At 65.9% G+C, this 26351-nt stretch carries 24 protein-coding genes; 13 read left to right on the forward strand and 11 right to left on the reverse strand.

The annotated features are described in order from the left end of the window. Nucleotides 1–2 precede the first annotated feature (2 nt). The 7 genes from D3F03_RS12235 to D3F03_RS12265 all read left to right on the forward strand — a co-directional run bounded on the left by D3F03_RS12235 (nucleotide 3) and on the right by D3F03_RS12265 (nucleotide 6704). Nucleotides 3–917 (forward strand): ParB/RepB/Spo0J family partition protein, encoded by a 915-nt coding sequence (locus D3F03_RS12235; RefSeq protein ID WP_119109888.1) that lies wholly within the window; start codon nucleotides 3–5, stop codon nucleotides 915–917. 20 nt (nucleotides 918–937) lie between these two features. Further along, nucleotides 938–1741, forward strand: a complete 804-nt coding sequence (locus D3F03_RS12240) for a class I SAM-dependent methyltransferase (protein WP_245960602.1) — start codon at nucleotides 938–940, stop codon at nucleotides 1739–1741. A gap of 172 nt (nucleotides 1742–1913) precedes the next feature. Then, a complete protein-coding gene (locus D3F03_RS12245; protein ID WP_119109712.1) occupies nucleotides 1914–3425 on the forward strand; it encodes a COG3014 family protein in 1512 nt (503 codons plus the stop codon). A gap of 40 nt (nucleotides 3426–3465) precedes the next feature. Further along, nucleotides 3466–3858: a YcfL family putative periplasmic lipoprotein gene (locus tag D3F03_RS12250; protein WP_119109713.1), complete on the forward strand. Its 393-nt coding sequence runs from the start codon at nucleotides 3466–3468 to the stop codon at nucleotides 3856–3858. Nucleotides 3859–3884: 26 nt separating this feature from the next. Then, nucleotides 3885–4493, forward strand: a complete 609-nt coding sequence (gene lpoB / locus D3F03_RS12255) for a penicillin-binding protein activator LpoB (RefSeq protein ID WP_119109714.1) — start codon at nucleotides 3885–3887, stop codon at nucleotides 4491–4493. A 196-nt stretch (nucleotides 4494–4689) separates the two neighbouring features. Further along, nucleotides 4690–5649 (forward strand): hypothetical protein, encoded by a 960-nt coding sequence (locus D3F03_RS12260; RefSeq protein ID WP_119109715.1) that lies wholly within the window; start codon nucleotides 4690–4692, stop codon nucleotides 5647–5649. Between the two features lie 29 nt (nucleotides 5650–5678). After that, nucleotides 5679–6704: an alpha/beta hydrolase gene (locus D3F03_RS12265; RefSeq protein WP_119109716.1), complete on the forward strand. Its 1026-nt coding sequence runs from the start codon at nucleotides 5679–5681 to the stop codon at nucleotides 6702–6704. A gap of 37 nt (nucleotides 6705–6741) precedes the next feature. On the opposite strand, the gene D3F03_RS12270 is transcribed toward D3F03_RS12265, so the two are convergent. From D3F03_RS12270 to D3F03_RS12285, 4 genes are all read right to left on the reverse strand, one after another. Then, on the reverse strand, nucleotides 6742–7371 hold the full coding sequence (locus D3F03_RS12270) for a flavin reductase family protein (RefSeq protein ID WP_245960603.1): 630 nt from the start codon (nucleotides 7369–7371) through the stop codon (nucleotides 6742–6744). A 183-nt stretch (nucleotides 7372–7554) separates the two neighbouring features. Further along, nucleotides 7555–9564, reverse strand: a complete 2010-nt coding sequence (locus D3F03_RS17505) for a methyl-accepting chemotaxis protein (RefSeq protein ID WP_119109718.1) — start codon at nucleotides 9562–9564, stop codon at nucleotides 7555–7557. Nucleotides 9565–9706: 142 nt separating this feature from the next. After that, on the reverse strand, nucleotides 9707–9850 hold the full coding sequence (locus tag D3F03_RS12280) for a DUF3149 domain-containing protein (protein ID WP_119109889.1): 144 nt from the start codon (nucleotides 9848–9850) through the stop codon (nucleotides 9707–9709). A 105-nt stretch (nucleotides 9851–9955) separates the two neighbouring features. After that, nucleotides 9956–10849 (reverse strand): AraC family transcriptional regulator, encoded by an 894-nt coding sequence (locus D3F03_RS12285; protein WP_119109719.1) that lies wholly within the window; start codon nucleotides 10847–10849, stop codon nucleotides 9956–9958. Nucleotides 10850–10913: 64 nt separating this feature from the next. Here D3F03_RS12285 and D3F03_RS12290 point away from each other — a divergent pair, with 64 nt between their 5' ends. Further along, nucleotides 10914–12176: an MFS transporter gene (locus D3F03_RS12290; RefSeq protein ID WP_119109720.1), complete on the forward strand. Its 1263-nt coding sequence runs from the start codon at nucleotides 10914–10916 to the stop codon at nucleotides 12174–12176. 46 nt (nucleotides 12177–12222) lie between these two features. On the opposite strand, the gene D3F03_RS12295 is transcribed toward D3F03_RS12290, so the two are convergent. Then, nucleotides 12223–14325 carry a putative bifunctional diguanylate cyclase/phosphodiesterase gene (locus D3F03_RS12295; protein ID WP_245960604.1) on the reverse strand — a complete coding sequence of 701 codons (2103 nt, stop codon included), beginning with the start codon at nucleotides 14323–14325 and terminating at the stop codon, nucleotides 12223–12225. Between the two features lie 290 nt (nucleotides 14326–14615). Between D3F03_RS12295 and D3F03_RS12300 the strand changes: the two genes are divergently transcribed. The 5 genes from D3F03_RS12300 to D3F03_RS12320 all read left to right on the forward strand — a co-directional run bounded on the left by D3F03_RS12300 (nucleotide 14616) and on the right by D3F03_RS12320 (nucleotide 19388). Beyond that, a complete protein-coding gene (locus tag D3F03_RS12300; RefSeq protein WP_119109721.1) occupies nucleotides 14616–15251 on the forward strand; it encodes a MarC family protein in 636 nt (211 codons plus the stop codon). A 6-nt stretch (nucleotides 15252–15257) separates the two neighbouring features. Beyond that, nucleotides 15258–15953, forward strand: a complete 696-nt coding sequence (locus tag D3F03_RS12305) for a winged helix-turn-helix domain-containing protein (protein WP_119109722.1) — start codon at nucleotides 15258–15260, stop codon at nucleotides 15951–15953. Nucleotides 15954–16040: 87 nt separating this feature from the next. Next, nucleotides 16041–17480, forward strand: coding sequence for a two-component system sensor histidine kinase CreC (gene creC / locus D3F03_RS12310; RefSeq protein WP_119109723.1), 1440 nt, complete (start codon nucleotides 16041–16043; stop codon nucleotides 17478–17480). Nucleotides 17481–17589: 109 nt separating this feature from the next. Continuing rightward, the gene (locus D3F03_RS12315) at nucleotides 17590–19086 is read left to right on the forward strand and encodes a cell envelope integrity protein CreD (RefSeq protein WP_119109724.1); all 1497 of its coding nucleotides are present in this window, start codon (nucleotides 17590–17592) and stop codon (nucleotides 19084–19086) included. Then, nucleotides 19083–19388 carry a hypothetical protein gene (locus D3F03_RS12320; protein ID WP_245960605.1) on the forward strand — a complete coding sequence of 102 codons (306 nt, stop codon included), beginning with the start codon at nucleotides 19083–19085 and terminating at the stop codon, nucleotides 19386–19388. The genes D3F03_RS12315 and D3F03_RS12320 overlap by 4 nt, the downstream gene beginning before the upstream one ends. 137 nt (nucleotides 19389–19525) lie before the next feature. On the opposite strand, the gene D3F03_RS12325 is transcribed toward D3F03_RS12320, so the two are convergent. From D3F03_RS12325 to D3F03_RS12350, 6 genes are read right to left on the reverse strand one after another with little or no spacing between them, the layout of a single operon-like run. Then, nucleotides 19526–20152 carry a nitrous oxide reductase accessory protein NosL gene (locus D3F03_RS12325; protein WP_119109725.1) on the reverse strand — a complete coding sequence of 209 codons (627 nt, stop codon included), beginning with the start codon at nucleotides 20150–20152 and terminating at the stop codon, nucleotides 19526–19528. A gap of 11 nt (nucleotides 20153–20163) precedes the next feature. Then, complete coding sequence (locus D3F03_RS12330; RefSeq protein WP_119109726.1) at nucleotides 20164–20709, reverse strand: nitrous oxide reductase accessory protein NosL; 546 nt, start codon at nucleotides 20707–20709, stop codon at nucleotides 20164–20166. Continuing rightward, the gene (locus D3F03_RS12335) at nucleotides 20706–21518 is read right to left on the reverse strand and encodes an ABC transporter permease (RefSeq protein WP_119109727.1); all 813 of its coding nucleotides are present in this window, start codon (nucleotides 21516–21518) and stop codon (nucleotides 20706–20708) included. Before D3F03_RS12335 ends, D3F03_RS12330 begins: the two co-directional genes overlap by 4 nt. 5 nt (nucleotides 21519–21523) lie before the next feature. Next, complete coding sequence (locus tag D3F03_RS12340) at nucleotides 21524–22456, reverse strand: ABC transporter ATP-binding protein (protein ID WP_119109728.1); 933 nt, start codon at nucleotides 22454–22456, stop codon at nucleotides 21524–21526. Next, the gene (locus tag D3F03_RS12345) at nucleotides 22434–23693 is read right to left on the reverse strand and encodes a nitrous oxide reductase family maturation protein NosD (RefSeq protein WP_425453131.1); all 1260 of its coding nucleotides are present in this window, start codon (nucleotides 23691–23693) and stop codon (nucleotides 22434–22436) included. The genes D3F03_RS12340 and D3F03_RS12345 overlap by 23 nt, the downstream gene beginning before the upstream one ends. A 2-nt stretch (nucleotides 23694–23695) precedes the next feature. Continuing rightward, entirely contained in the window at nucleotides 23696–26329 is a 2634-nt protein-coding gene (locus D3F03_RS12350) for a 4Fe-4S binding protein (RefSeq protein WP_199665463.1), read from the reverse strand. Nucleotides 26330–26351 lie beyond the last annotated feature (22 nt).

Genomic DNA, 26351 nt, shown 5'->3' on the forward strand with positions numbered 1-26351 from the left:
CCATGGTCACCAAGAAACCCAAAGGCCTGGGCCGCGGCCTCGAAGCGCTGCTGGGCCCCAAAGTCGCAGAACGCGCCAACGCCGAACCGGTGGAGGGCGCGCCATCGAGCTTGCCACTCACGGCGCTGGTGCCCGGCATGTACCAGCCGCGCACCCGGATGGATGAGGGCGCGCTGTACGAGCTGGCCGAATCCATCAAGGCGCAGGGCATCATGCAGCCGGTGCTGGTGCGGCGCCTGAGTGCGGGCGAAAACGCCGGCCAGTACGAAATCATCGCCGGCGAGCGGCGTTTCCGCGCCGCCCACCTCGCGGGCCTGGACAGCATTCCCGTGCTGGTGCGGGACGTCCCCGACGAGGCCGCCGCGGCCATGGCACTCATCGAGAACATCCAGCGCGAAGACCTGAACCCGCTGGAAGAGGCGCAAGGCCTCTCGCGCCTGGTCAAGGAGTTTGGCCTGACGCATGAGCAGGCGGCGCAGGCGGTAGGGCGCTCGCGCTCGGCCGCGTCCAACCTGCTGCGCCTCTTGAACCTGGCCGAGCCGGTGCAGACCATGCTGATGGCCGGCGACATCGACATGGGCCATGCCAGGGCGCTGCTCTCGCTCGACCGCGCGGCGCAGATCACGGCCGGCAACCAGATCGCGGCCAAGAAGCTTTCGGTGCGCGAGGCCGAATCGCTGGTGCGGCGCATCGGCGCCGATTTCAACCTGGTGCCGCAAAAGCCCAAAAAAGAGAAATCGCGCGACATCAAGCGCGTGGAAGACGAGTTGTCCGACCTGCTGACGGCCGAGGTGGAGGTGCGCGTCAAGAAGCGCGTCAAGCGCGCCGGCCGTGTAGAGGAAATGGGCGAGCTGGCGATCTCCTTTGGCTCGCTCGACGCGCTCAACGGCCTGATCGAGCGTTTGCGCGGGGACTGATTCCTCAGCCCGGCGACCCCATGCGGAGCCTTCCCTGGCCTCTGCCGGCCCTGCTGGTCTGGGGTGCGGCGTGGCTGGCATACGGGTTGCTGGCGCGCGTCCTGCCGTCCGGCTGGGCGCTGCTGCTGGCGTGCGCGCTGCCGGTGGCGGTCAGCCCACTGGCGGGCAGTTGGTGGCGCCGCACTCTCTTGGCGGCGGGTTTTCCGCTGGCGCTGCTGCTCTCGGGTACCGCCAGCGTGGCGCCCTGGGTCTGGCTGGCACCGCTGGCGCTCTTGCTGCTCGTTTATCCACTGGGCGCCTGGCGCGACGCGCCCCTGTTCCCCACGCCGCATGGTGCACTGTCCGATCTGGGCACGACCGTGCCATTGCACGAGGGCGCGCGCCTGTTCGACGCTGGCTGCGGGCTGGGTGATGGGCTTATCGCCCTGCGCCAGGCCTACCCAGAAGCGCACCTGGAGGGCATCGAGCGCAGCCGCTTGCTGCAGATGCTGTGCGCCTGGCGCTGCCCCTGGGCCTATGTGCGCCGGGGCGATCTCTGGGCGGCGGACTGGGCCAGCTACGCGCTTGTCTACCTGTTCCAGCGGCCCGAGAGCATGGCGCGCGCCCTCGCCAAGGCCCAGGCCGAGATGGAAGTTGGGACGTGGCTCGTCAGCCTGGAGTTTGCCGTGCCCGAGGTGGTGCCCGACGCCACGCTGCAACTCCCTGGCGACCGCACGGTGTGGCTTTATTGCATCGCGCAGCGTGAAAAATCGCACGCTGCGGCGCCAGATCGTGCGCGGGAACAAATTTCAAGCCACCGCGCACGCGGATACTTCGGACGGTAGCTCCGGTATTTGCTACATTCTCGCGGCTGGTCCCGCAGCGGCGTACTGGGGGCAGCAAAAAGGCGGAGAGCGTGCAAGCAAGCGCGCCCCAAGAAGAAGAAGGAGGAGGAAGGCAGTGCCCGTTGCGCAGCCGTGGATCACCTCTGGATAGACAACAAAATCGGAGGAACCCATGGCTTTTTCACGACCCTCGCGCGCCCGCGCCCTAGCCCCGTTGGCGCTCGCCCTGGCGCTGGCCGGCTGCGCCAACATGCAAAGCCACGACAAGCTGGCGACCGAAATGCAGACCGCCGGCAACAACGGCGGCATCCCCGCGGCGCTCTCGCGCCTGGAGGCTTCCGCCACCACCGAAGCCGAGCGAACCGAGCTGCTCTACAACCTCGAACGCGGCGAATTGCTGCGCATGGACCAGCGCTACGACGACAGCACCAACGCCTTTCTGCTGGCCGACAACCGTGTCAAGGCCTGGGAAGAAGCCGCCAAGACCGACCCGCAAAAGCTGATGGGCACGGTGGGCGCGGCCCTGGTCAGCGAGCGCCTCAAAGTCTACGAAGGCCAGGACTATGAAAAGGTTTGGCTCACCACCACGCTGGCGCTCAATCGCGTCGCCGTGGGCGACCTGGACAACGCGCGTGTCGACATCAAGCGCACGCACGAGCGCGAAGCGGTGATTGCCGAGTTCCGCGCCAAGGAGACGCTGGCTGCAGAAGAAGAAGCCAAGGCCAAGGGCGCGCAGTCTGGCGGCAAGGAACTGAACGGCTACCCGGTGGAAACGCTCAACGACCCCGAGGTGCTGGCGCTCAAGAACGGGTATTCGAACGCCCTCTCGCACTACCTCGCAGGTTTTCTGTACGAGGTGCTGGGCGAATCGGGCCTGGCCGCGCCGGGCTACCGCAAGGCCATTGAGCTCAAGCCCGAAACGGCGGTGCTCGAAGAAGGCCTGCGCGGCCTGGACAGCCGTACCAGCTTCACCTGGAAGCGCCGCCAGCGCATGACCGACGTGCTGTTCCTGGTCGAGGCGGGCGACGCGCCAGCGCGCAAGCCCAAGGCGTTCACGCTGCCCGTGCCGACCGGGCGCGGCATGGTCACGGTGAGTATTTCCTACCCGGTCATCGAGCCTTCTACCGATGCGCCTCTTGGCCAGATTTCCGCCTCGGGGTACGACTTCAAGCTGGAAAAGATTGTCGACGTGAACGTCATGGCACGCCGCGCCTTGAAGGACGAAATGCCCGGCATGGTGCTGCGCGGGGTCACCCGCGCGGTGGCCAAGGGCGTGCTGCAGGACCAACTGCAAAAGAACGGAGGCCTGCTGGGCGGGCTTATCGGCGCCGTGGCCTCGGTGACCACCGAGCAGGCCGATGACCGCATGTGGCGCATGCTGCCCGGCCGGGTGTACGTGGCGCGCGGCTACCTGCCGCCGGGCACGCACCAATTGAGCGTCAATGGCCGCCCCCTGCCCGAACCGGTGCAGATCGACGGCCAGTACGCGCTGGTGCCCATGCGCCTGTACCACAACACCGTGCTGATGGGCAAGGTGGCCACCATCGGCAGCCTGGCCGCTGTGTCCGCCGCGCCGCCCACACCCGTCGCTGCCACCGCCGCTGCGAATGAAGCGCCCACCAAACCGCAGAAGGCGAAAAAACGCCGCACCAGCAAACCCGCAGCCGCCAGCGCCGCGCAGTAACGGGCAACGCCACTCTCAAGCCAACCCAAGGAGCCCGCGCATGAACCCACGCACCCTTCTCGCCGCCAGCGCCGCTTTCCTGGCGCTCTCAGGCGCCGCCATGGCACAGATGCACGACCCGGCCACACCGATTGCCGTGGCCGCCAAAGTCGCGCTGCGCGGCGAAGCCAACGGCATCGCCGTGCGCGAGATCCGCATCGTGCGCAAGAACGACATCCTCGTCGTCCAGGCCGACATGGCCAACATGGGCCGCAGCGACCGCACCGTGTTTTACCGCTTCCGCTGGCTCGACAACGTCGGCAACCAGGTGGGCGACGGCGAATCGTGGAAGCAAATGGCCGTGCTGGGTCTGGGCCAGCAGACCGTGAAAAGCGTGGCCCCGACCAGTGCCGCGCAGGATTTCCGCATCGAAATGAACGTAGAAACGCGCTGAACGCAGCGCCTTGCAGGAGAAACACCATGACCGCATTTTTCAGCCGCCACCTTGCCCTGGGCCTGGCCACCGCCACGTTGCTGCTGGCTGGCTGCCAGAACATATCGTCCCCCGTGATCCGCTTTGACCGCCAGGTGAACTATGGCGACGCCAAGGGCGTGGAACTGGTGACCAACGAGTTTGGTTCGTCCGACCTGCAGATGATCGCCGAGAAGATGACCGGCAGCCTGCTGGAAACCGGCATCTTCCAGGGCCGCCCCACGGTGACCATCTCCACGGTGAAGAACAAGACCAGCGAGTACATCGACACCACCAACGTGATGAGCTCCATCCAGACCGCGCTGGTCAAGTCCGGCAAGGTGCGCTTCGTGCGCTCCATCCGCGAGATGCAGTCTGGCGTGGATGAGCTGCAGCGCCAGAACCAGAGCGGCCTGTACAAGCAAAGCAGCACGGCCAAGATCGGCAACATGACGGCGGCCAAATACAGCCTGGAAGGCGAGCTGACCAGCATCGTCAAGCAGAGCGCCTCGACCAAGGACGTGTACTACAAGTTCACGCTCAAGCTCTTCGATGTGGAAGAGGGCACCATCGAATGGGAAGACGAAAAAGAAATTCGCAAAACCAGCACGAGGTGAACCCCCTGAGCGGCTACGCCGCTTCCCCCTTTCTCTCGCACTGCGCGCGGGAAGGGGGACTTTGCTCAGCGCAGCGGGGCGGCCCTTGCGCGGCGGCCGCTGGTGTGCGCCGCGCCAGTTTTGTGCGATGCGGCCGAAATCGCTTGCATCGCCTGATCCATCCAAGAAGTCCAGTCAGCTCACAAGGAGCCCAACCATGCAACGCAGAACCACTCTGAACGCGGCGCTGTCCGTGCTGACCGCCACCGCGCTGGCCTGGGGCGCTAGCGCCCACGCGCAGAACGCGGCGCCGCGCATTGCGGTCACCGATCTGGCCTACGCCCAGCAAGTGTCCGAATACTTCATGGCCGGCCAGTACCAGCGCAGCAGCCAGATGAGCGCGCAGGGCAGCCAGGGCGGTGGCTACAGCCACGGGCCCTACGGCGGTTCGGGCTCGTACTCGGGCCAGCAGTCCATGCAGGCTTCCGAGCAGGCCAGCGGCACTTACGTGGCCGGGCGCTACAGCTACATCGAGATGCGCGAGCTGGGCGGCTACACCAACGACATCAAGGGCGCCATCCTGCAGGGCACCTATTTCAAGCTGGTGCAAGGCCGGGGGTTTGACGCTGGCGCGCCGCAAAACTCGAAAGCCGAGCAGGTGCTCAACCAGGTGCAGGGCGGCAAGATGGCCAAGCCCGTGCGCCAGAACGACGTGACCAACGTCATTGCCCGCCTCAAGAAGGGCGAGTTCAAGGGCGCCGACTACGTGCTGTTCGGCGTGGTCTCCAGCATCGACTTCACCGACGCGCTCTCGCCCCTGCAGGGCACCAGCAGCGCCACGCGCCAGTATGGCCTGCAATTGCTGGCCGACTTCTCGCTGATCGACACCAAGACCTACGAGATCAAGGCGGCGTTCTCGGCCCAGGGCGAGGGCAACGACACCAAGATCCTGTCGAACCGGGGCGACATCGCGCCGCCGAACCGCTCCAAGGTCATGAAAGAGACCTCGCTCAGCCTCGCCCAGGACGTGTACCAGCAACTGGCTGGGCAGTTGGGCTACACCGACGCCAAGCTTTCGCGCGGCGTGCGCCGGGGCCAGCCCATGCCCATGCCCATGCAGCAGGGCGGTGAGCCGATGCGGGAAGCCCCGCCGGAGCAGGTCATCATCCTGAAGTGAACGGCGATTGGGCGTCTGAAAGAGACGGCATGGGCCCGTCGCCCGCAGCGCTCCAGGCCCGCCCCGTGCGGGCCTTTGTGCGTGGCGGCTGGGCGGTGCTTGTCTTGGCCAGTGCCGCCCTGTGCGGGTGCACGGTGCCAGCATCTGAGCGCGGGAATGGCACCCCGCCCGCTGCCGTGGAACCCGCTACCGCCAGCGCATTTCACGCCCGGCAACTGCCCGCAGCCGATGGCCTCACGCTCACGGCCCTGGAGCGCCCTGCGCGCGCCATGCCGGTGCGCTACCGCATCATCGTCGTGCCCGGTTCCGGCTGCGCCGGCATGGCGCCACTCGCTGACCGCTACTTTGCCGGCCTGCTCCATGCCGAGGTGCTGGTGCTGCACAAGCCCTGGGTTGATCCGGACGCCAGCACGCCTGCCGATCGGTGTTCTGCCGCCTTCGTACAGACGGATGGCCTGGGGGCCTGGCGCGCCCATGCCATCGCCGCGCTGCACGCAGACGCGCGGACCCGGGTGGGTGAGTCGCCCCTGCCGCAACTGCTGATCGGCATTTCGGAAGGCGCAGAACTTTTGCCCGCGCTGGCGCCCGAGGTGCCCCAGTTGGCCGGCCTCGTGCTGCTCAGCTCCAGCGGCCTTGACCCCAAGGAAGCCTTGGCGCTGCAAGCGCAGCGGCAAGGTGCCACCGCTCGGCTGCAGGTGCTCGAGCGTGCCCAAGCCGGCCCGCTTGCGGGCGCGGCCGTGCGCGAGGGCCGCAGCCTGCGCTATTGGCGCGAACTCTGGCAATGGCCGCTGGAGCAGCCTTTGCTCGCCGCTCCCTGGCCGCTGCTGCAGGTGTGGGGAGCGCAAGATGCGCTGGTGCCGCAGGCGGCGTACCAGCGCTTTCGTGCACTGGCACGGGGGCGTGCGGCCCCTTACTGCGCCCGCACACTGCCCGGTGCCGACCATGGCTTGCAACGCCCTGGGCACGACGGCGTGCAGCAGGTGTGGGCCTGGCTGGAACAGTGGGCCCGTGCGCCAGGCAAGGGGCTGTGCGCGGGTGTGGCAGCGCCGGAGTGAGCGGCCATTTCCGTAGCGCCTGCGCTGGGGGCCGCCTTTACCGGGGTCGCTTCATGCGAAAGAGCTGCTCTTTGCCAATCGAAAAATAATCCGCCGCGCCGCCGCCGCGCAGGATGGGCTGGGCGGCGGCGGTGTCGTACACGCCGCCCGGCAGCAGCGCGCGGTCGATGTGCACGGCCACCACTTCGCCCAGCACCAGCCAGGTGTCCACGGCAACGCCCTGGGCCGATTGCAGTTGCACGATCTGGCTCACGCGGCATTCGAAATGCACCGGCGAGCGTGCCACGCGCGGCGGGCGCACCAGCCGCGAGGGCAGGCGATCGAGCCCCGCGAGGGCGAATTCGTCCACCTCGGGCGGGACCGATGCGCTGCTCGCGTTCATCGCCTCGGCCAGCGGCCGGGTGGCCAGGTTCCAGACGAATTCGCCGCTGGCGCGCACGTTGCGCAGCGTGTCTTTTGCTTCAATGCTGGCAAAGCCGATGATGGGCGGCGTGTAGTTGAAGGCGTTGAAGAAGCTGTAGGGCGCGAGGTTGGCGGTGCCGTCTGGCGCGCAGCTCGATATCCAGCCAATCGGGCGCGGCCCGACGATGGCATTGAACGGGTCGTGCGGCAGGCCGTGGCCGAGGCGCGGTTCGTAGAAATGGGTGTTGGGCGTCGTGGGGCTCACTGGGTAACCTCCGTGCTGCGCACCGCGGTGCGCGGCTTGCCTGGGGCGGTCCTGCGCTGCGTTCATGCGCCATCACGATAGCGGGTTGGCCCGTGGCCCGCTTGGGCAGGAGGCAAAATCGCTTCCAAAATAATAGCTGCTAGCGCTTTCTGCATAAGCGCTAGAGGGCTAAAAACCTTGAAATTACGGGTTGCGCGCCAATGCCTGCCGCGCGAGGGGCTTCGCGGGAGCGGCAGCGGACGACGTCCGAGCGGCTGCGGGTGCCATGCTTCCCAGCCGGAATACGCCGACGGCCGTCACCAGTTCTTGCGCGTGGTGGTTGAGGTTGTCGGCGGCGGCAGACGATTCTTCCACCAAGGCGGCATTCTGCTGTGTCACCTGGTCGAGTTGATCGACGGCCGCGCTCATCTGTGCGATGCCTTGTGTCTGCTCCGCCGTTGCCAGGCTGATGCTGCTGATCAGCTCGCTGACCTGCTTCACTTGGGTGACGATGTCCTGGATGGTGCTGCCCGCCTGGTGCACCAGTTTGCCGCCGGCGTCGACTTTGCTCACGCTGTCGGCGATCAAGGCCTTGATTTCGCGTGCCGCTTCGGCGCTGCGGCCGGCGAGGCTGCGCACCTCGCTTGCCACCACGGCAAAACCGCGCCCTTGCTCGCCCGCGCGGGCGGCTTCGACGGCAGCGTTGAGCGCCAAAATATTGGTCTGGAAGGCGATCCCGTCGATCACGCCAATGATGTCACCGATGCGGCGCGACGCCGTATTGATCTCGTCCATGGTCGTGACCACGTCGCCCACGACCTGACCGCCGCGCGCCGCCACTTCGCTCGCCGTCTGCGCCAGTTGGGCGGCTTGGTGGGCCACGTCGGCATTGCTTTGCACGGTGCTGGTCAACTGCTCCATGGAAGCTGCAGTTTCTTCCAGGTTGGCGGCCTGCTCTTCGGTACGTTGCGACAGGTCGAGGCTCCCGGCGGCGACCTGGCTGGCGCCCGTGGCAATGCTGTCGCTGCTGGTGCGCACGGCGGAGACGATGCCGCGCAGGCTGGCGTTCATGCTGTTGAGTGCCGCCAGCAACTGGCCCATTTCATCCTGGCCCGCAGGGGTTGCGTCGGAAGCCAAGTCACCTGCCGCGATACGCTGGGCCAGTGCCAAGGCCCGCTCGACCGAGCGCGTTGTGCTGCGGCGCACCAGCCACAGCACCATGCCCGCCAGTACCGCAGTGGCCAATGAAATCAGCAAGACCTCCAGCAATAGGCGGCGCGTGTCGGAAGCCCGGCTGGAGACTTGCGCCGACATGACCTGCATGGCTTGGTCGAGCAAATTGGCCTGGGCGTCGATGTACCCCGTGAGGGTGGCGATGTAGTCTTTGCTCGGCGTGTCGAAGGACGAGGCTTCGACGATTTTCTGGGTAACCAGCGCCAGGGCCGCGTCGGCGGCCTTTTGTGCGCCTGCAGCGGGTTCGGCCAAGGTGCGCCGCGCCAGAGGGTCGTTCGCCATGGCCAGCGCCAGGGCTCCTTGTGCCTGCCGCGCAGCCACGCGCGCGCCCTGTACCAGCGCGGCGGCCTGGGCCTGACTGCTGGGGTTGGCCTGCTTTGCGTTCAGAAACGCTGCGCCGACGGCGCGTGCCTGGCCCAGGCTCTCCGTGAGACGAGGCAGGTGTTCAAGGGCGGCCATCGTCAGGTAGTAGGCGCTGGCGGGGACATGCAGCGTAAGGCCAGCGCGGTCGACCAGACCCAAAACAATTTCCAACTGCTCGTCAATCACGGCCGATTGTTGGCGAAAGCTCTCCGGTACGGTCAGGCTGCGCTCGCCAACCGCCTTTCCTAACTCGAGCCAGCGCTTTTGCACCGCCTCGGCCCGCGCCGTCAACGCTGTGTCGCCAAAGCGCTGCAGCGTGCTGAGTTGCTCTTGCAGCGCCTTGGTAGAACTCGCCAGCAGTGCTTCACGTGGCGCGCGCGCCTCCTCGCTGCCGGAGAGAAAATTGGCGGATTGGCCCCGGTGCTGCTGCATCAACTGCACGGTGTGGACGACGGCAACCGCAGGCGCCACGCCCGAGAGGGCTTTTTCAGAACGCGCGATGTCGGTCAAGCCGCCCGAGAGCACCAGCCACATCGGCAGGGCAAGGGCGATGAGTCCCAGCACGCCCACCAGCAGGAATTTGCGCGACAGGCGCAGGTTGTCGATCAGCTTTTGCATGGAGCCCCCTCACAATTCGATACGAATCGTGTGAAAGCGCATTATTTGCACAAAGCGCGGGAGTGGTGGCCCAATTTGACCTGATGAATGTCAAGTTGCAGGCTCGCGTGTTCACGCGATGTCGAGCGCCAGGGCGGCCGGGTCAGGCCTGCTTGTCGCGTGGCGGTTCGTTCATTTTGTGGCGCACCACCAGGGCAAAACCGGTGATGCCCACCACCATGATGGCGATCCCCACGATGCTCATCAGGCCATAGTCGGTGGAAAAAAGATCGGTGAGCGCCTTCATGAACATGTCCTCCGTTAAATACACAATTTATTTAGGGATATTTTGGAAGTGTGGGACGTTTGGGTGTTGACGCAACGCAAGGCAGCGTGCTGAGGCCGCAAGAACTCAGGGCTCTGCGCCTGGCCTAGCACGCATCGCCTTGCCCAGAAATCGTCCTGCCGTCTGCCCCACGCTGCGCCGCACCATGGCGCTGAAGGCGCTCGGGCTGTAGCCGAGCTCGGCGGCAATCTGTGCGATCGACAGTTCGCGGGCGGCCAGCGAGACGGCCTGCGCCAGGACCACCTGCTGGCGCCACTGGGTGAAGCTGGTGGCCAGTTCCTGCCGGAATAACCTTGCCACGGTGCGCGGGCTGGCGCCAGTGTCCCGCGCCCAGGCGGCCAGCGTGTCATGGCGCGCCGGGTCGGCGAGCACGGCTTCGCACAATTGGCGCAGGCGCTTGTCGCGCGGCAGGTCCACGCCCAGGCGGCGCGTGGGGGCTTGTGCCAACTCCTGGCGAATCAGGGCGCTGAGATGCCGTTCACGCCGACGACCTGACGCCGCCGTGAACGTCGGCTGGTCGTCTGCATCGGTCGGCATCTCGCGTACCAGCGCACGCAGCAGGGGCGAGACTTCGAGCATGCGCGCGCCGCGCCAGGCGTCGGCCTGTGCCAGCGGTGCGGCGTCGGGCCCGCAGCGGCTGCGCGGCACATACAGGTAAAGCGTGCGCAGGTCGGCGTCGTCCACCAGAGTGACGGCATGCACCATGCCAGGCGGTATCCACAGCGCATGCGAGGGTGGCACCAGGTAGCTGCCGCCATCGACACCGAGCCGGATCACGCCGCGGTCGGCCATGGCGACCTGTGCCCAGGGGTGGCTGTGCGGTGCAACCTGGGTGTTTGCTGCCAGATGGCGCACTTTGGCACGGACCGGCCGTGCGGCTGTCGGTACGAACAAATGCGGCGTGATGGAGCTGACCACCGGTCGGGAGGCCGCGGCAGCGAGGAGGGGCGTGCTTGGCATGATCGCAACAGAAATTGGCAGACTATCGCCGTTCGGACGTTCTGTGCCAGCCTACCATCGCCGCATGACTACCGCCACTTCGCGCGCGCAGGCCGCCGTGCCCCTGCACCAGGACGCCAAAACCATTGGCCTGATCGGCATGGCGCACGCGACCTCGCATTTCTTTCACATGCTGCTGCCGCCGCTGTTCCCGTGGTTCATCAGTGATTTTTCGCTCAACTATTCCGAGCTTGGGCTGCTGGTGACGGTGTTTTTCGTCATCTCGGCCGTTGGGCAAGCCTCGGCGGGTTTCCTGGTGGACCGGGTGGGCGCACGGCCGGTGCTGTTTTTCGCCGTGGGCTGTTTTGCCGCCGCCGCGCTTACCGCTGCGTTGGCGCCAGGCTATCTGGGCCTGGCCGTGGCGGCGGCGCTCGCAGGCCTGGGCAATGCCTCGTTCCACCCGGTGGATTTCACCATCATGAACAAACGGGTCTCGCAGGCGCGCCTGGGCCACGCGTTCGCGGTGCACGGCATTACCGGCAACCTCGGCTGGGCGGCTGCGCCGGTGTTCATGGCGGGTATTGCCACGGCCAGCGGCTCCTGGCGCACCGCCTGTTTTGCCGCCTGCGGTGTGGCGCTTCTCGTGCTCGCCGTGCTGTGGTGGAACCGCGATGCCGTGGACGACAGCCAGGGCGAATGGGCCCATGCAGCGCCGGTGGGCGGCGCCCAGGCCAAGCCCGAGCACCCGATGGCGTTTTTGCGCCTGCCCTCGGTATGGCTGTGTTTTTCGTTCTTTTTCTTCAGCACCTGCGCGCTCGCCGCCATGCAGAGCTTCGCCAGCCCTGCGCTTGGCAGGATGTATGGCCTGCCGCTTGATCTGACGGCCCTGGTCATTACCGGCTACATGCTGTTTGGTGCGGCCGGGATGGTGGTGGGGGGCTTCCTGGTCTCGCGTGTCGAGCGTCTGGAGCGCACCATCGCCGTCGCCATGTGCGCCGGTGCAGTGTTGCTGGCGCTGGTGGGCACGGGCTGGTTGCCGGGCGTGGCGGCGCTGTGGGTGGCCGCCATCGCGGGCGCCGGCACGGGCGTTGCCGGGCCGTCGCGCGACATGTTGATCAAGCGCGCTGCGCCGCCGGGTGCCACGGGGCGTGTCTACGGCACGGTGTACTCCGGCCTGGATTTGGGTTTTTCCGTGGCGGCGCCGGTCTTCGGCGCGCTGCTCGACCGGGGCATGACCAGCGCTGTGTTCTATGGCGCGGCGCTCGCGCTGGTGCTGGGCGTGTCGTCTGCAGGCATGGTGGGGGTGGGGGTGGCGGCGCGCTCGGCGCGCAGGCCTGTGGCCGCGTGAGGCGGTCCGATTTCCCGTCCTAAGTTTGTGAGCACGTTCTAAACCGCTATACCGGGTGTGCTGCGCGCCAGGTGCGGGTCCACTCGGGCACGGCAGATGCAGGCATGGGCCGGGCAATGCCATAGCCTTGGGCCAGTTCGCAACCCAGCGACAGGAGCACGTCGCCGTGCTCCATGGTTTCCACGCCCTCGGCGATCACCTCACGGCGGAAGGCTTTGGCCAGACCGATGACGCCTTGCACGATGTAGATGTCGTCAGCATCTCCCAGGATGCCGCGCACGAAGCTCTGGTCGATCTTGATGACCTGCGCGGGCAGGCGGCGCATGTAGGTGAGCGAGGAAAACCCGGTGCCGAAGTCGTCGAGCGCAAAGCGCACACCCATGGCCTGGCAGCGGCGCATCAAGTGGGATATTTTCGCCATATCGGCCAGGGCGCTGCTTTCCAGGATTTCAAGCTCCAGGCACTCGGGCGCCACATCGGGCTGGGTGTGCAGCAATTGCTCCAGCCGTTCTGCGAAGCCATCTCCCAGCAACTGGTAGGCGCCGACGTTGACGCTCACCTTGAGCCTCAATCCCTCTGCATGCCAGCGTGACATTTGCGCCAGGGCCGTCGCAATCACCCATTCGCCCACGAAGGTGTCCAGTATGTGGTTTTCAATAGCGGGCAGAAAAAGCGCGGGAGCAAGAAGACCGCGTTCCGGGTGTTGCCAGCGTATCAGCGCCTCGGCGCCCACCACTTCACCTGTACGCAGGTTGACCTTCGGCTGGTAATGCAGCTCGAATTCGTTGCGTTCCAGGGCGGTGCGGATGTCCTGCAGGTTCTGGCGCTGGCTTGCCTGGGCGGCATCGTGGGCCACGTCGAAAATGGCCAGACGGTTCTTGCCCGCCTGTTTCGCCTGGTACATGGCGTGGTCGGCGTGGCGCAGCAGTTGTTCGGCGTCCACCGCATCGCGTGGGTACAGCGTGACACCAATGCTGGCCGAGACCTGCAAGGTGTCGCGGCCCAGCGGCACGGGCTCGCTGGCGGCGTGCAGCAGGCGCTCCACCACCGGGCTGAAATCTTGTGGCTGCTCGAGATCGGCCATCACCACGACGAATTCGTCGCCGCCAATGCGCGCCAGGGTATCGCCTTCGCGCAGGGCTTCCGCCATGCGGCGGGCCAGGGCGATGAGCAGCTGGTCGCCGGTTGCATGGCCATACCGGTCGTTGATGGCCTTGAAGCCGTCGAGATCGAGAAGCGCCACGGCCAGGTACGACGAGCGGCGCTGGCACCGCGCCATGCATTGGCGCAAGCGGTCAAACATGAGCACGCGGTTGGGCAGCTCCGTGAGCACGTCAAAATGGGCAAGGCCTTCGAGCCGCTGCTCGGTCTCGCGCGCCTGCGTGACATCGCTGAACACGGCGACGTAATGCTGCAGCCGTTTGTTGTCATCGCGCACGGCACTGATGGTCACGACCTCCAGGAACAGCGAACCGTCCTTGCGCCGGTTCCACATCTCCCCTGACCAGTGGCCTTGCTGGGTGATGGCTTTCCACATGGCGGCGTAAAACTCGGGCGATTGCCGGCCCGACTGAAGGATGCGCGGGTTCTGGCCGATGATCTCTTCGCGCGGGTAGCCCGTAATGCGGGTGAACGCGTGGTTCACGTCAATGATCGTGCCCTTGGGGTCGGTGATGCTGATGCCCTCGCGCGCATGCGTGAACACGGTGGCCGCCACCTGCAAATTTTCGCGACGGTGCAGGCTTGAGCAGCATTCCTGGTACGAACCCACCAGCCGCTGCGCCAGACCTTGGGGGGAGCGTCCCTGCACTGTGGCGCGAAAGGCGCACTCGAGCCAACTGCCATCCCGCCGCTGCAGGCGGTGCTCGATTTCATAGCGCTCACGCCCGCCGCGCAGGCATTGGTCCCACAGGTCGTGTTGGCGGGTTGCGTCGTCTGGGTGCACCAGCGCCTGCCAGCCGGACACCGGCAGGCAGAGGCTGTCATCCTGGCTGGCGCCGAGGAGCTCCAGAAACAGGCGGTCGAACAGGACCTCGCCGCGCTCGAAATCCACCATCCATGCCCCGAGCCGTGCCGATCGCAGCACGTCACCCAGGCGTTCGGTGAGTGCTCGCAGCTCGGACATTTCTGAGGGAGTGGGGGTGGACATGGCGGCTGAATGCGAACTACTCCATAGTTACATACCTTCACATGCCTGTAAAGCGCACCCTCAGTCATGCGTCAGCCCACGCAGCATGCAAACAGCGCCAGGCGCCAAAGGCAAAGCCATCCGCAGAAAGCGGGGAACGGGAAGATTCGGGCCTGTTGTCCTTTGTCGGGCCGCGCGCGGCCTGGCGCTGTAGGGACTGGCGGGGAAATGCGGCACACTCATGCCAGACCGAATTCTTGCAGGAGCCGATTCGTGAAAACAACTACCGCAAGCACTGCAGGGAGCGTGGCATGGATCTGAAACCGCTGGTCACGCTGCTGGCCATTGTGAACCCGCTGGCCATCGTGCCCTTCTTCATTCACTACACGCAGGGCTTTTCCGAGGCCCAGCGCAAACGCACCATCCGCACTGCGGCGTTTAGCGCCTTTTGCGTGATTGCCGCCTGTGCCCTGCTGGGCTTGCAGATTCTGGAGTTCTTCAACATCTCGCTGCCAAGCTTTCAGGTCGGCGGCGGCATGCTGCTGCTCATCAGCTCCATGAACATGCTCAACGCCCAGCCGGCCGAGGCCAAGCCGGCGACCAATGAGCTGGAAGAGGGCGCCGAGAAGGCGGCCGCGGGCGCCAGCATCGCCGTGGTTCCGTTGACCATTCCGCTGCTCACCGGGCCGGCCTCCATGTCTACAGTGGTGATTTATGCCAACAACGCGCAGACGTTCTGGCAGCAAGTGGCGCTGGTGGGGTACGGCCTGGTGATTGGTCTTGCCACCTGGGTTTGCTTTTCGCTGGCGGACCCCATTGCGCGTGTGCTGGGTAAAACCGGCATCAACGTCATGACGCGGCTGATGGGGCTGATATTGGCGGCGCTGGCCGTCGAGGTGATGGCTGGCGGTTTGGCGAAGATTTTCCCGGTGCTGCTGGGCCACTGATTCCCTATGGTGGCGCGCGTACTGCTGCTGGAAGACGATCCGGCCATCGCCAGGACCGTCGCCTACGCGCTGGAGCGGGCCGGCCTGCAAGTGGCGCACAGCCTGCTGCTGCACGACGCGCGCAGCCTGTGGAGCGCTGGCGGCTTTGACTTGCTGGTGCTCGACGTCGGCCTGCCCGACGGCAGCGGCCTGGACCTGTGCCGCGAAGTGCGCGCCGCCGGCCATACCCCGGTGCTGATGCTGAGCGCGCAGGGCGAGGAGCTCGACCGCGTGCTCGGGCTGGAGTTGGGTGCCGACGACTACCTGGCCAAACCCTTCAGTCCGCGCGAACTCGCAGCGCGCGCCCGCGCCTTGCTGCGCCGAGCGGCCGCGCCCCCTGCCGCGCCGTTCTCGGCGTCCCAGCCTCCTGCGCCAAGCGCGCCATTGCACGACGACGCCCAGGGCCAGCGCGTGCAGCTGCATGGCCAACCGCTGGCGCTCACGCGGCGCGAGTACCGATTGCTGTCTTGCCTGCTGGCAGGCGCAGGCCGTATCCACAGCCGCGCGGCGCTGCTCAACGCCGCCTGGGGCGACGACAGCGAGAGCACCGACCGCACGGTGGACACCCACATCAAGACGCTGCGCGCCAAGCTGCGCGAGGCCGACCCAGGGCGCGAATACATCAGCACGCACCGGGGCATGGGCTACAGTCTTGATCTCTAGTTTTTTGAAGAAAATAGGCCTCTAGGGCATATGAATAAAGCGCTTACAGCTATATTTTTAATAGTTTTTGTCCCACGCCGCTGACCCATGCGCTTAGGCATCCGCCTGCTGTTTGCCTTCTTCCTCATCAACGGCATTGCTGCGTTCTTCGTGCTGCGCGTCTTTGTGGCCGAAATCAAGCCCAGCGTGCGCGAGGTGATGGAAGACATGATGGTGGACACGGCCCACATCCTGGCCGAGCTGGCCAGCGACGACTTGGCTGCTGGGCGCCTGCAGGCCGGGGACAGCGCCTTCGCCCGGCACGTGCAGCACTACGCCAGCCGGCCGGTTGATGCCGCCATCTGGGGCTTTTCCAAGCAGTCGCTGGATTACCGCGTGTACGTCACGGGTGCCACCGGCCGGGTGCTGTTTGACTCGCAATCGGAGGCGGTTGGTCAGGATTTCTCGCAGTGGCGCGACGTGGCGCTCACCCTGCGCGGCGAGTACGGCGCCCGCATGAGCCGTGACACCCCAGGCGACGCCACCAGCGGCGTGATGCACGTGTCTGCGCCTATCTTCGTGGACGGCCGCATCGCCGGGGTGCTCACCGTGGCCAAGCCCACGCGCACCGTGCAGCGCTTCATCGACCGGGCCGAGCACAAAGTGCTGATGGGCGGCCTGCTGTTGCTGGCGCTGTCGGCCGCCGTCGGCGTGGCCGTGACGCTGTGGATGGTATGGAACGTGCGGCGCCTGCGCGACTATGCCCTGAGCGTGCAGGGCCCCGAGGCTGGCGCGCCTGCCACTGCGGCCACCCCGGCGCTGGCGGTGCCGCAAGTGCCGGGGGAGTTGGGCGATCTCGCGCGCGCCATGGAGCGCATGCGCCTGCGGCTGGAGGGGCATGGCTATATCGAAGCGTACGTACGTGCGCTGACGCACGAGCTCAAAAGCCCGGTGGCGGCCATTCGCGGCGCAGGCGAGTTGCTGCAGGAGGACCTGCCGGCCAGCGACCGCGCGGCATTTGCCGGCCAGGTGGTGCAGCAGAGCGAGCGCCTGCAGCGCCTTATCGACCGGCTGCTGGAGCTGAGCAAATTGGAGCAGCGCCAGCAGGTAGACGCGCAAGGCTGGGTGGCGCTGCACGACTGTGCGCGCGCCGCCATCGCCCACACCCAGGCGCGTGCTGGCCAGCGCGGTGTGGCGCTCACGCTCGCAGGCGATGGCGCGAGCGGTCCGTGGGAGGCCGAGCTCATCGCCCTGGCCATCGGCAACCTGCTGGACAACGCCATCGATTTTTCGCCGGCCGGCAGCACCGTGGCGGTGGAACTGCAGGGCAGCACCATCGCCGTGCAAGACAGCGGCCCCGGCGTGCCCGACTACGCCTTGCACCGCCTCGGTGAGCGCTTCTTCACCACCGCCCGCCCCAACGGCGAGCGCAGCGGCTCGGGCCTGGGGCTGGCCATCGTGCAGCGGGTGGTGGCGCTCCATGGTGGGCGCATGGCGGTGCGCAATGCCGCGTCCGGCCTGCGGGTGGAGTTGATCTTGCCTGCTTGACCCTTGCGCTTTGCGCTTTGTGGGCGGACTTCACACCGCCCTCACACACTTCATCCTGCCCTCACGGCGGCGTTTCAGACTGCCTTCACATTGACTGTGAAGGACTCCCTTGAAACACCCCTGGTTCACCAAACTGGCCGCATTGGCCGCCGTGGTTCTGTTGCTGCTTTTCGGCCTGGGCCAGATTGAAGACGTGGTGCAGGGCCGCCAGCACTACCGCAGCGCGGCCGCGCAAAGCGTGGCCAGCAGCCTGGCCGGACCGCAGACCTTGGTAGGCCCCCTCATCCACAGCGCCTGTGTGGAAAGCTGGGACATCGAAACGGGTACGGGTGATGCGCGCCACAGCGAAGAGCGGCGCCGAGAGTTCCTGCTGACCGCCATGCCCGACCAGCTTGATGTGCGGTCGGGCGCGGCCATGGAAGAGCGTGCGCGCGGCCTGCACAAGGTCAATGCCTATACGCTCAAGACGCACCTGCAAGCGCACTGGGCCTCGCTGGCCAGCTTGCAGCCGCAGACGACGGTGCGCGGCTCGCGCATGCAGTGCGGGGCGCCCATCTTGATGCTGGGCGTGGGGGATGCGCGCGGCATCCGCACCGCGCAGCTTGCGCTGGACGGCGGCGCAGCGCTGGCATTGAAGCCGGGCACCTTCCATCCCGTCTACAGCCGGGGATTGCACGCGCTGCTGCCGCCAGCAGTGCTGGGCCAGGCGGCGGGCTTTTCCGCCGTGCTGGACCTGGAGCTCGTGGGCACCGAGCGCCTGTCCATCGTGCCGCTGGGCAACCACACCGCGGTGATGCTGGACAGCGGCTGGCCGCACCCGTCGTTTGGCGGTCGCTTTTTGCCGTCCGAGCGTGAAGTGCGCAGCGATGGTTTTAGCGCGCGCTGGCGCTTGTCGTCGCTCGCCACCACGGCGCAGCAGGACGTCGCGGCGGGCAAGCCAGTGTGCACGGCCGCCGCCGCCGACGACGAGGGCCCGCAAGTGGTCCCGGCAGGCAGCAAAGGCTGTGCCGACAGCTTCAGCGTGGCCTTCATCGACCCGGTGAACCCGTATTCGCTTGCCGACCGCGCCACCAAGTACGGGCTGCTGTTCATCGCCCTCACGTTTGTCGCCGTGGGCTTGTTCGAACTGATGGGCAATACCCTCCAAGCCCCACCGCGCAGCGGGTCGCTCCCCTCCGAGGGGGCCGCTTTTCTATTTTGGGGCGGCCAGGCGATGGAAACCCTGCGCGTGCATCCGGTGCAGTACCTGCTGGTGGGCAGCGCGCTGAGCAGCTTCTTCCTGCTGCTGCTCAGCCTGTCGGAGCACCTGCCCTTTGGCGCCGCCTACGCGCTGGCAGCCAGTGCCTGCGTGCTGCTGCTCGGCTACTACGCCTGCCACATGCTGGGCAGCGTGCGCCGGGGCCTGCCGTTTGGTGCAGGCATGGGGCTGCTCTACGCCCTGCTGTACGTGCTGCTGCAACTGGAACAAACGGCGCTGGTCGTGGGCTCGGTGGCGCTGTTCGCCGTGCTCGCCCTGGTGATGGTGCTGACGCGCCGGGTGAACTGGTACGGCCTGGCATCGGGCCGCGCCCTGCCACCGCTGCCACCCGTGCCGGACAGGTCATGAGCGCGCAAGACATGTTCTTGGCGCCTGTGAGCGCCTGGGCGCAGCACCTGATGGCCCCGGTGGTGGCCGAGCAGAGGCAATTGCCTCCCGGGGAGGCGCAACGCGTGCAGCGCCTGCACGACCAGTTGCTTGCCGCCCTTCAGGCGCGCGACCGGAGGGCCTTGCGCAGCGCGCGCCAAGCTGTGCTGGAAGCGGCGCTCGTGCAGCCTGGCAGCCCGGCGGAGCGCTCTGCGCTGCGGGCCCTTGCATGGCGCATGGCGGCCTTGCTGCCGGCAGCCATCCGCAGAGGCCAGAATGGGTAGCCAGATTGGCTCAGCCGCGGCGTTGGCAGGGGGCGCCTGCACCCCGGCATAGCGGGCCTGAGTACCGCCGAAAATAGGAATGAAATTGGCTGCTTGCGCTTGCTGCATAAGCGCAAGCAGCTTCTTTATTGATAGCGTCAGTGTGTGTGCGTGGCCCTGCCGCCCAGGCGCTGCACCAGCGCCGCATCGATGCCAGCAAAGGCCCGCACCTCGCCACCGCGCTGCGCGGCAAAGGCACGCGCCGCCTGCTCGGAAGCAAACGCGGGCAGGTTGCCCGCGCGCATCGGCCCGTGGGCAGAGGAGCCGACGACGTAGAACGCGTTGGTGGCGTTGAGCATCTGCAGGCTGCCAAAATCGGTCACGTAGCGCGCCACGATGTCGTCCGCGCTGCGTCCTGGGGTGTAGCGGCCAACGTTGTTCAGGTACATGAACAGGCTCAGAGGCGAATCAAAAAACTGCGCATCGCCGTTGGCAAAGATGATCTGCGCCGCCCAATTGGGCGCGCGTGCGGGGTACATGCCGCAGACCGGGCAGCGCACGCCTGCGGGCACCGGCCGGGCGGCGGCCAGGGGCAAACCCGAGGCCGGGTCATAGGGCGTGGGCGGCGCCACCAGACAGACATCGCTCTCCGGCACGGGCACGGCCTTGCCGGTGATCCAGCGGCTGGCGCCTGGCAAGAACGCCAGCGCCGGCCCTGCCAGCAACACGGCGGCCAGGGCGCGCCGCGTCGGGCGCGCGAGCGGCAAGATGTGCGAGGCGTGCATGGTGGGGGTGCCTACATGCGGGAGTCGTGTTGCGCGCCGCCGCTCAGGTCCACCATGTCTGGCTTGATGGCGGCGAACGCCAGCACTTTGCCGCCGTTTTCAGCAGCAAAGTGCTGCGCATCGGCCTCCAGCGCAAAACTTCCTACCGTGGGTCCCATGGAGCCTGTGCGCTTGCTGCCGAACACATAGAAAGCGCTGCGTGCATCGATCCAGTGGCCCTCTGGGTGGTCCCAGTCGGCCTTGGCCATGTCTTGCACGAAGACTGCCCGGACCGCCCGGACCTGCTCGCCTGCGAGCAGGGTGCTCAGCACTTCCATGGTGTCGCAGAAGAAGGCGGGCTTTTCCTGGTCGGCATAGAAGATCTGCGCCTTGGGGCCAGGGTAGTCGGACAGCAGCATGCCATCGAGATCGCAGCTCGTGCTGCGGTCAATCTCTACCGGCACAATGCTCGCGCTGTCGGTGGCCTTGTGGCAGCCGGCCAAGCCGAGCGTGGCGCCCAGGACGGCTACGGCGAGCAGCGAGCGAAGGGAAAAAGCAAAGTCGGGTTTGAGGTTCATCGAAATCTCCAGCGTGCCACCAGAAGCGGCAGAACAATCCATAGCACCATGACGCCGCCGAGCAGCCCCTGGCTGCCCAGCGAGGCCGGCACGATGGTCGAGAGGCCATAGAGCGTGCGCACGTCGTCAAGCGAAAACACATTCAGGATGCGAAACACGTCGGCCGGGTTGAGCAGCAGCAGCCAGGCAAAGACGTCACCGCCAAAGTGCCCCCCCGTGGCCACCAGCACGCCGAGCAGCAGCAGGTCAAACACCAGCACGAAGAAGAACCACAAGGCAATCGCCATGCCCGATGCACGCGTGCGTTCGCGCGCCACCACCGACAGCAGCACGGCCAGGCTCAGGAACGCCAGCCCCAGCAGCACGGAACTGATCATGAAGCCGAAGTAGTGGTACAGCCCGGCCCAGCTCAACTGTTGGTAGAGCAGCACCGCCACCAGGCCAAAGCCTGCCAGTGTCGAGAGCGTCAGCGCCGCAGCCAGGCCCAGGTACTTGCCCAGCAAGAGTTCCAGCCGCGTAATGGGCAGCGCCAGCAGCAGATCGAGCGAGCCCCGCTCGCGCTCACCGACGATGGCGTCAAACCCCAGGAGCAGTGCGATCAGCGGGATCAAATAAATGACCAGGCTGACCAGGCTGGCGATCGTGACTTCGATGGAGCGAAAGCCGACCGCGCCCTGCTGCGCACCGCCGAAATAGGCAATGACCAGCGAGAACACGGTGAACACCAGCGCCACGGCCAGCACCCAGCGGTTGCGCATGCGGTCGCGGAATTCCTTCGCGGCCAGGGTGAAGATTTGCGTCAATTCCATGCGGGTCAATCTGAAAAACCGAAGAACAGGTCTTCAAGCGAGGGTTCGCGCAGCGCCAGGTCCCGCACCTGGGTGCCAAAAGGGGCGAGGGCTGCCAGTACCGCCATCTTGTGCTCGCGTGGGCAGGCCAGGCGCAGGCCGCCCGTGATGGGGTCGGCGGCGGCGCCCGTTGCGCCGTGCAGGGCGGTGCCCACCGCTTGCACGCAACCGGGTTCGAGTGCCAGGTCGAACACCAGCGGCATCTGTGTCTGGTCGCGCAGTGCTTGCACACTGCCCAGCGCCTGAATGCGGCCATTGGCCATGATGGCAAGCCGGTCCACGCGCTCTTGCAATTCGGCCAGGATGTGCGAGGTGATGACGACAGTCACGCCGCCGGTCTGCAGCGTGCGCAGCGTGGCGTAGAAATCGCGTATCGCCTGCGGGTCGAGACCATTGGTCGGCTCGTCGAGAAACAGCACCTGCGGGGCGCCCAACAGGGCCTGTGCAAAGCCCAGGCGCTGGCGCATGCCCTTGGAATACTCGCGCACTGGCCGTTTAAGCGCGTGTGCCAGGCCCACGCGTTCCAGCAGACCAGGACATTGGTCCAGCGGCGCATGCTTGAGGCGGGCGAAGAAGTGCAGCGTTTCCAGGCCGCTCAGGTTGTCGTAGAGCACGACGTTTTCGGGCAGGTAGCCGATGTGTCTCCGTGCGGCGCGAAAGCCCCGGCCGCGTACCGGTGCGCCGCCGAGCACGATGCTGCCGCTGCTTGCCGCTTCCAGCCCGAGCATCATTTTGAACAGGGTGCTCTTGCCAGCGCCGTTGTGGCCAATGAGGCCAAAAATCTCGCCGCGCGCGATGTCGAGGTCTACGCCATCGACCGCGTGCACCGCACCGTAATATTTGGTGACGCCGCGCAGCGAAACCGCCGCTTGTGCGTCAACCGGGGAAGTACTTGCCACGCCAGAGGCTCCAGTTCGTGTGTTCAGGGTGCATGCGCGGGTGCGCGTCGACGATCGAGGGGACGCGCAGCACAGGAAATTGTTGGCCAACAAGTCGCAGCGCCTGCACTGCGGGGCTGGCCAGCAGCAGCTTCATGCCCGGGTAGCGCCAAGTCAGGCGGTCCACCATATCGTTGGCTGTGTAGGGGACGTCGCCAATGCCATTGCCGTCGCGGTCCCAGCCAATGTAGTTGCTCCAGTAGTTGCCTATTTTTCCGCCCCAGGCTTCGTCTTTGGTGCCGATGTAGCGGATCTGCTGGCGGTTGTCGATGAAGTCGTTTTTCTCGACGACGTTGTTCTTCACGCCGGCCGAGAGATGGGCGCCGACGAAGTTGTCGACGATGAGGTTGTGGCGCAGGGTCACGTACTCGACGTCGTAGATGAAAAAGCCACGCTGGTTGCCGGCGACGATGTTGTTTTCAACCACCGAGTCCTGTACCGAGCGCAGCATGATGCCGTGGTCGGCATTGCCCCAGGCGCGGTTGCCGCGCACGGTCTGATTGTGCACTTCCATCAGCGCCAGGCCGCCGCGGTTGTAGTAGCTATCGTTGTCTTCCCACAGGTTGTAGTAGGACGACATGTAGTGCGCGCCGTAGCGGCTGTGGTGCAGTTTGTTGCCCCGGAACACCGCGTGGTGCGAGACATCGACATACAGTGCATCGCGCACAAAGCTGATGTTGTTGCCGATGATCTGGGCGCGCTGGGAATTGTAGAGCTCGATACCGTTGCCGCGCCGCCCCGAGTCGTAGTCGCGCTTGCCAGTGATGGTGTTGCCTTCGATCCGCACGTCGTTCGCCTTCTCGATCCACAGCCCGAACAGGTTGTAGGTGAGGTCGCAGTGCTGCACCACGGCACGGTCTGAACCGGGGTAGAGGTAAATACCGGCGTTCTGGCCTTGCAGGCTGCTGCCCGAGTCGCGCACGATCAGGCCTTCGATCGTGACATCGGTCGCGGTGACGCGGATGGTGTCGCCCTGGTTGCCGCCGCTGATGGTGGGGCGGTCGATGCCGCGCAGGATCAAAGGCTTGTTGATCAGCAGGTTGGCGCGGTACTGGCCGCGCGCCACTTCCACGGTGTCGCCCGGCGCCGCAGCGCGCACGGCGGCGGCCAGGTCCTGGCCCGGCTGCACCTGCAGGGTGGCCGCATGCGCGGCCCCCGCCAGCAGCAGCGCCGTGCACAGGGCCGGAAGCAGACGCAGGTTCATGGGATCAGCAAACCGAAGGACTTGAGCGCCAGGAAGAGCGCTGCGCCGATCAGCAGGTTCTTGAAGCCCACGTAGCTGAGCATGTCCATGACGCCCGCCACACGGTAGTGGTCGCGCCACCATGGGCCGTCCTTGACGTAGCGCCGGCCCGAGAGGCGGATCAGCACTTCGTACACGCTCCAGCCAAACCACCAGCCAATGATGGCGCCCGACGACAAGGTGCCCATGGCCGTCATGATCCAGGCGACGGTGGCAGCAATGGCCAGCGAGAAGCCTGCCACCTGCAGCGCGCGCTGGCTGTGCCAGCCTTCGCTGCTCCAGGGCCAGAGGTGGTCGCGCAGTTCCAGCCACAACCATTCGAGCTTGCCGATGTCCACCTTGTGGGCGGGCAGTGTTGGATCGGTCGGCATACGCGGATCGGGACCGCCTACCGCCTTGGCGCTGATCTGTTCAGTGAAACTGGTGGCCGGGTAGATCGGGAAGAAGTAGCCATTGTCGCCAATCGGGGTCATCTCCAGACCGTCCTTCTCCCGGCGCTTGCGCTCTTTGGCCAGCGGTGGGCAGCCCTTGGTGTCGGTGTAGAGAATCATGCAATCCAGGCAGTGCAGGCACTCACGGTGGTCGATGCGGCCATCGGCGTCAATCGCCTGCGCGCCGCAGCCCACGGCGCAGGCTTTGCAACTGTTGCAGTCCTGCTTGCGCTTGAGGCCGAACCAGCGGAAGGTGCTGGGCATGGCAAGCGACGCGCCCAGCGGGCAAATGTACTTGCAGTACGGCCGCTCAATGAAGATCGACACGCCCAGAATAGCTGCCACAAACAGGCCGTAGGGCCAGGCACGGTTCATCACGCCGACCAGAAAAGTGGTTTTGAAAGGCTCGACCTCGGAGAGTTTTTCCGCCAGGCCCATGGAGAACATGGACACGGTCAGCAGGAAGAAGAAGATGGCGTACTTGAGCCACTTCAGGCGGTCGTGCCATTTTTGCGGCAGCTTGGTCTGAAAGCGTCCCAGGCCGACGAAACGGGCGATCTTGTAGAGGGCCTCTTGCAGCGAGCCAAACGGACACATCCAACCGCAGAACAGGCCGCGTCCAAACAGGAACACGGTGGCGATGATGAAGATCCAGAACAGGAAAATGAACGGGTCGGAGAGGAACAGCGACCAGGTCCACTGGAACAGCAGCGCGTGGAACCAGGTCAGCACCTGGGTGATGGAGGGCTGCGCCATGGCACCAAAGCCGACGAAACCAATGGACAGTGCCCATGCCGTGTATTTGAAGGCATTCACCGGCCACTTGTTCTTGTGCGTGGACAGGCGTGTCAGCCGCTCGCGCAGCGCATAGACCACGGTCACGGCCACCAGCAGCACGACAAAAAGAATGATTTCAACGCCACGTGCCTTCCAGATGCGCACCCAAGGCGCCTGAGGCACATCCACCTTGGGGCGGCCGCCTTCGAGCATGGAGGCGGGCAGCCAGTAGGGCGAGTCGAAGCTGGTGAAGCTCTTGGCGCCGGTAGCACGATCAACGCGGTTGCCCAGAAGGCTCAGCTTCCAGGGATAGGCATCCGAAAACGCCTTCGAGCGGATGATGAAAATGGCCGATTCGTTGAACCGGGGTGCGCCCGCGGCTTCCACACCATACAGGTTGAGGTAATCGAGGTCGCGGAAGGTAAACGAATCGGCGTCCTGCTTGACCTGCACGCGGTCGTACAGCCCGCCGCGCACGAAACCCGAGCCTTTGAACGATTCGCGCCCCGCAGTGCGGATGATGAAGATGGCGTGCTCGCCTTCCTTGAGCTGGAGTTTTAAGCTGTCCCAACTGGTGGCGCCCAGCACGCTCTTGCCGATATCGGGCTGGCTCAGATCGCCAAACCACAGTTCGATGAAAGGGTCGGCGCTGCGGTCCAGGCCCAGTTGCTCGGGCATGACACGCAGATGCTGAACCGCACCGCGCCCCACCAGCTCGTCCCAGGTGAGGGCCTCGCCCGTCACCTTGTAATGTGCCGGCTCGCGTACCGTTGGCGCAATGATGCCGACCTCGCGCGCCACGGTCGACCCCGAGGTCATCATGACCTGGTTTTGCGCGATCACCGTCACCGTGGCGCCAGAAATGGCGTCCAGGCCCACGACGCCTTCGTCGGGGCGGGACTGGCCGATTTCAAGTTTTTCGGCAACCGATTTGCCGATGTACTGGTTGTTGAAATTGATCAGGGCAGATTCTGGAATGCCCAGCAACAAGATGGGCTCTGAGTGCTTGAGCACCTTCACACCAACGAAGTGGCCTATCTTGTCCATCCCGATCAGCGTGACCACGGGCTTGCCTGAATAGGCGGGTGTGTCGGTGATGTCGGTCGAGAGCATCACATAGCCGAGCAGCTTCCCGTCTTTGCCGGCCTTGTCGTAGGCCTCGACATAGGGCGGCTGGCCCTTGCGCTCAGAAAAATAGGTGGCGCCCGGGAATACGTCCTTGCAAGGCAGCAGGGCGCACATATCTTTCGCGGTGGCAAGTCCAGCGGGCAATTCGGCCTCGTAGGTCCCTGATGCCGCCCGCGCGCCTGGTGCAAATGCACTCAGCAGCAGGGCCAGCGCGAGCCAAAGGGTCGCCATGAAACGGGGTTTGGGCAGAAGCATCAGGAGTCCAGAGAAAAAAAAG

This window comes from Simplicispira hankyongi, from assembly GCF_003570885.1.
GTDB lineage: Bacteria > Pseudomonadota > Gammaproteobacteria > Burkholderiales > Burkholderiaceae_C > Simplicispira > Simplicispira hankyongi.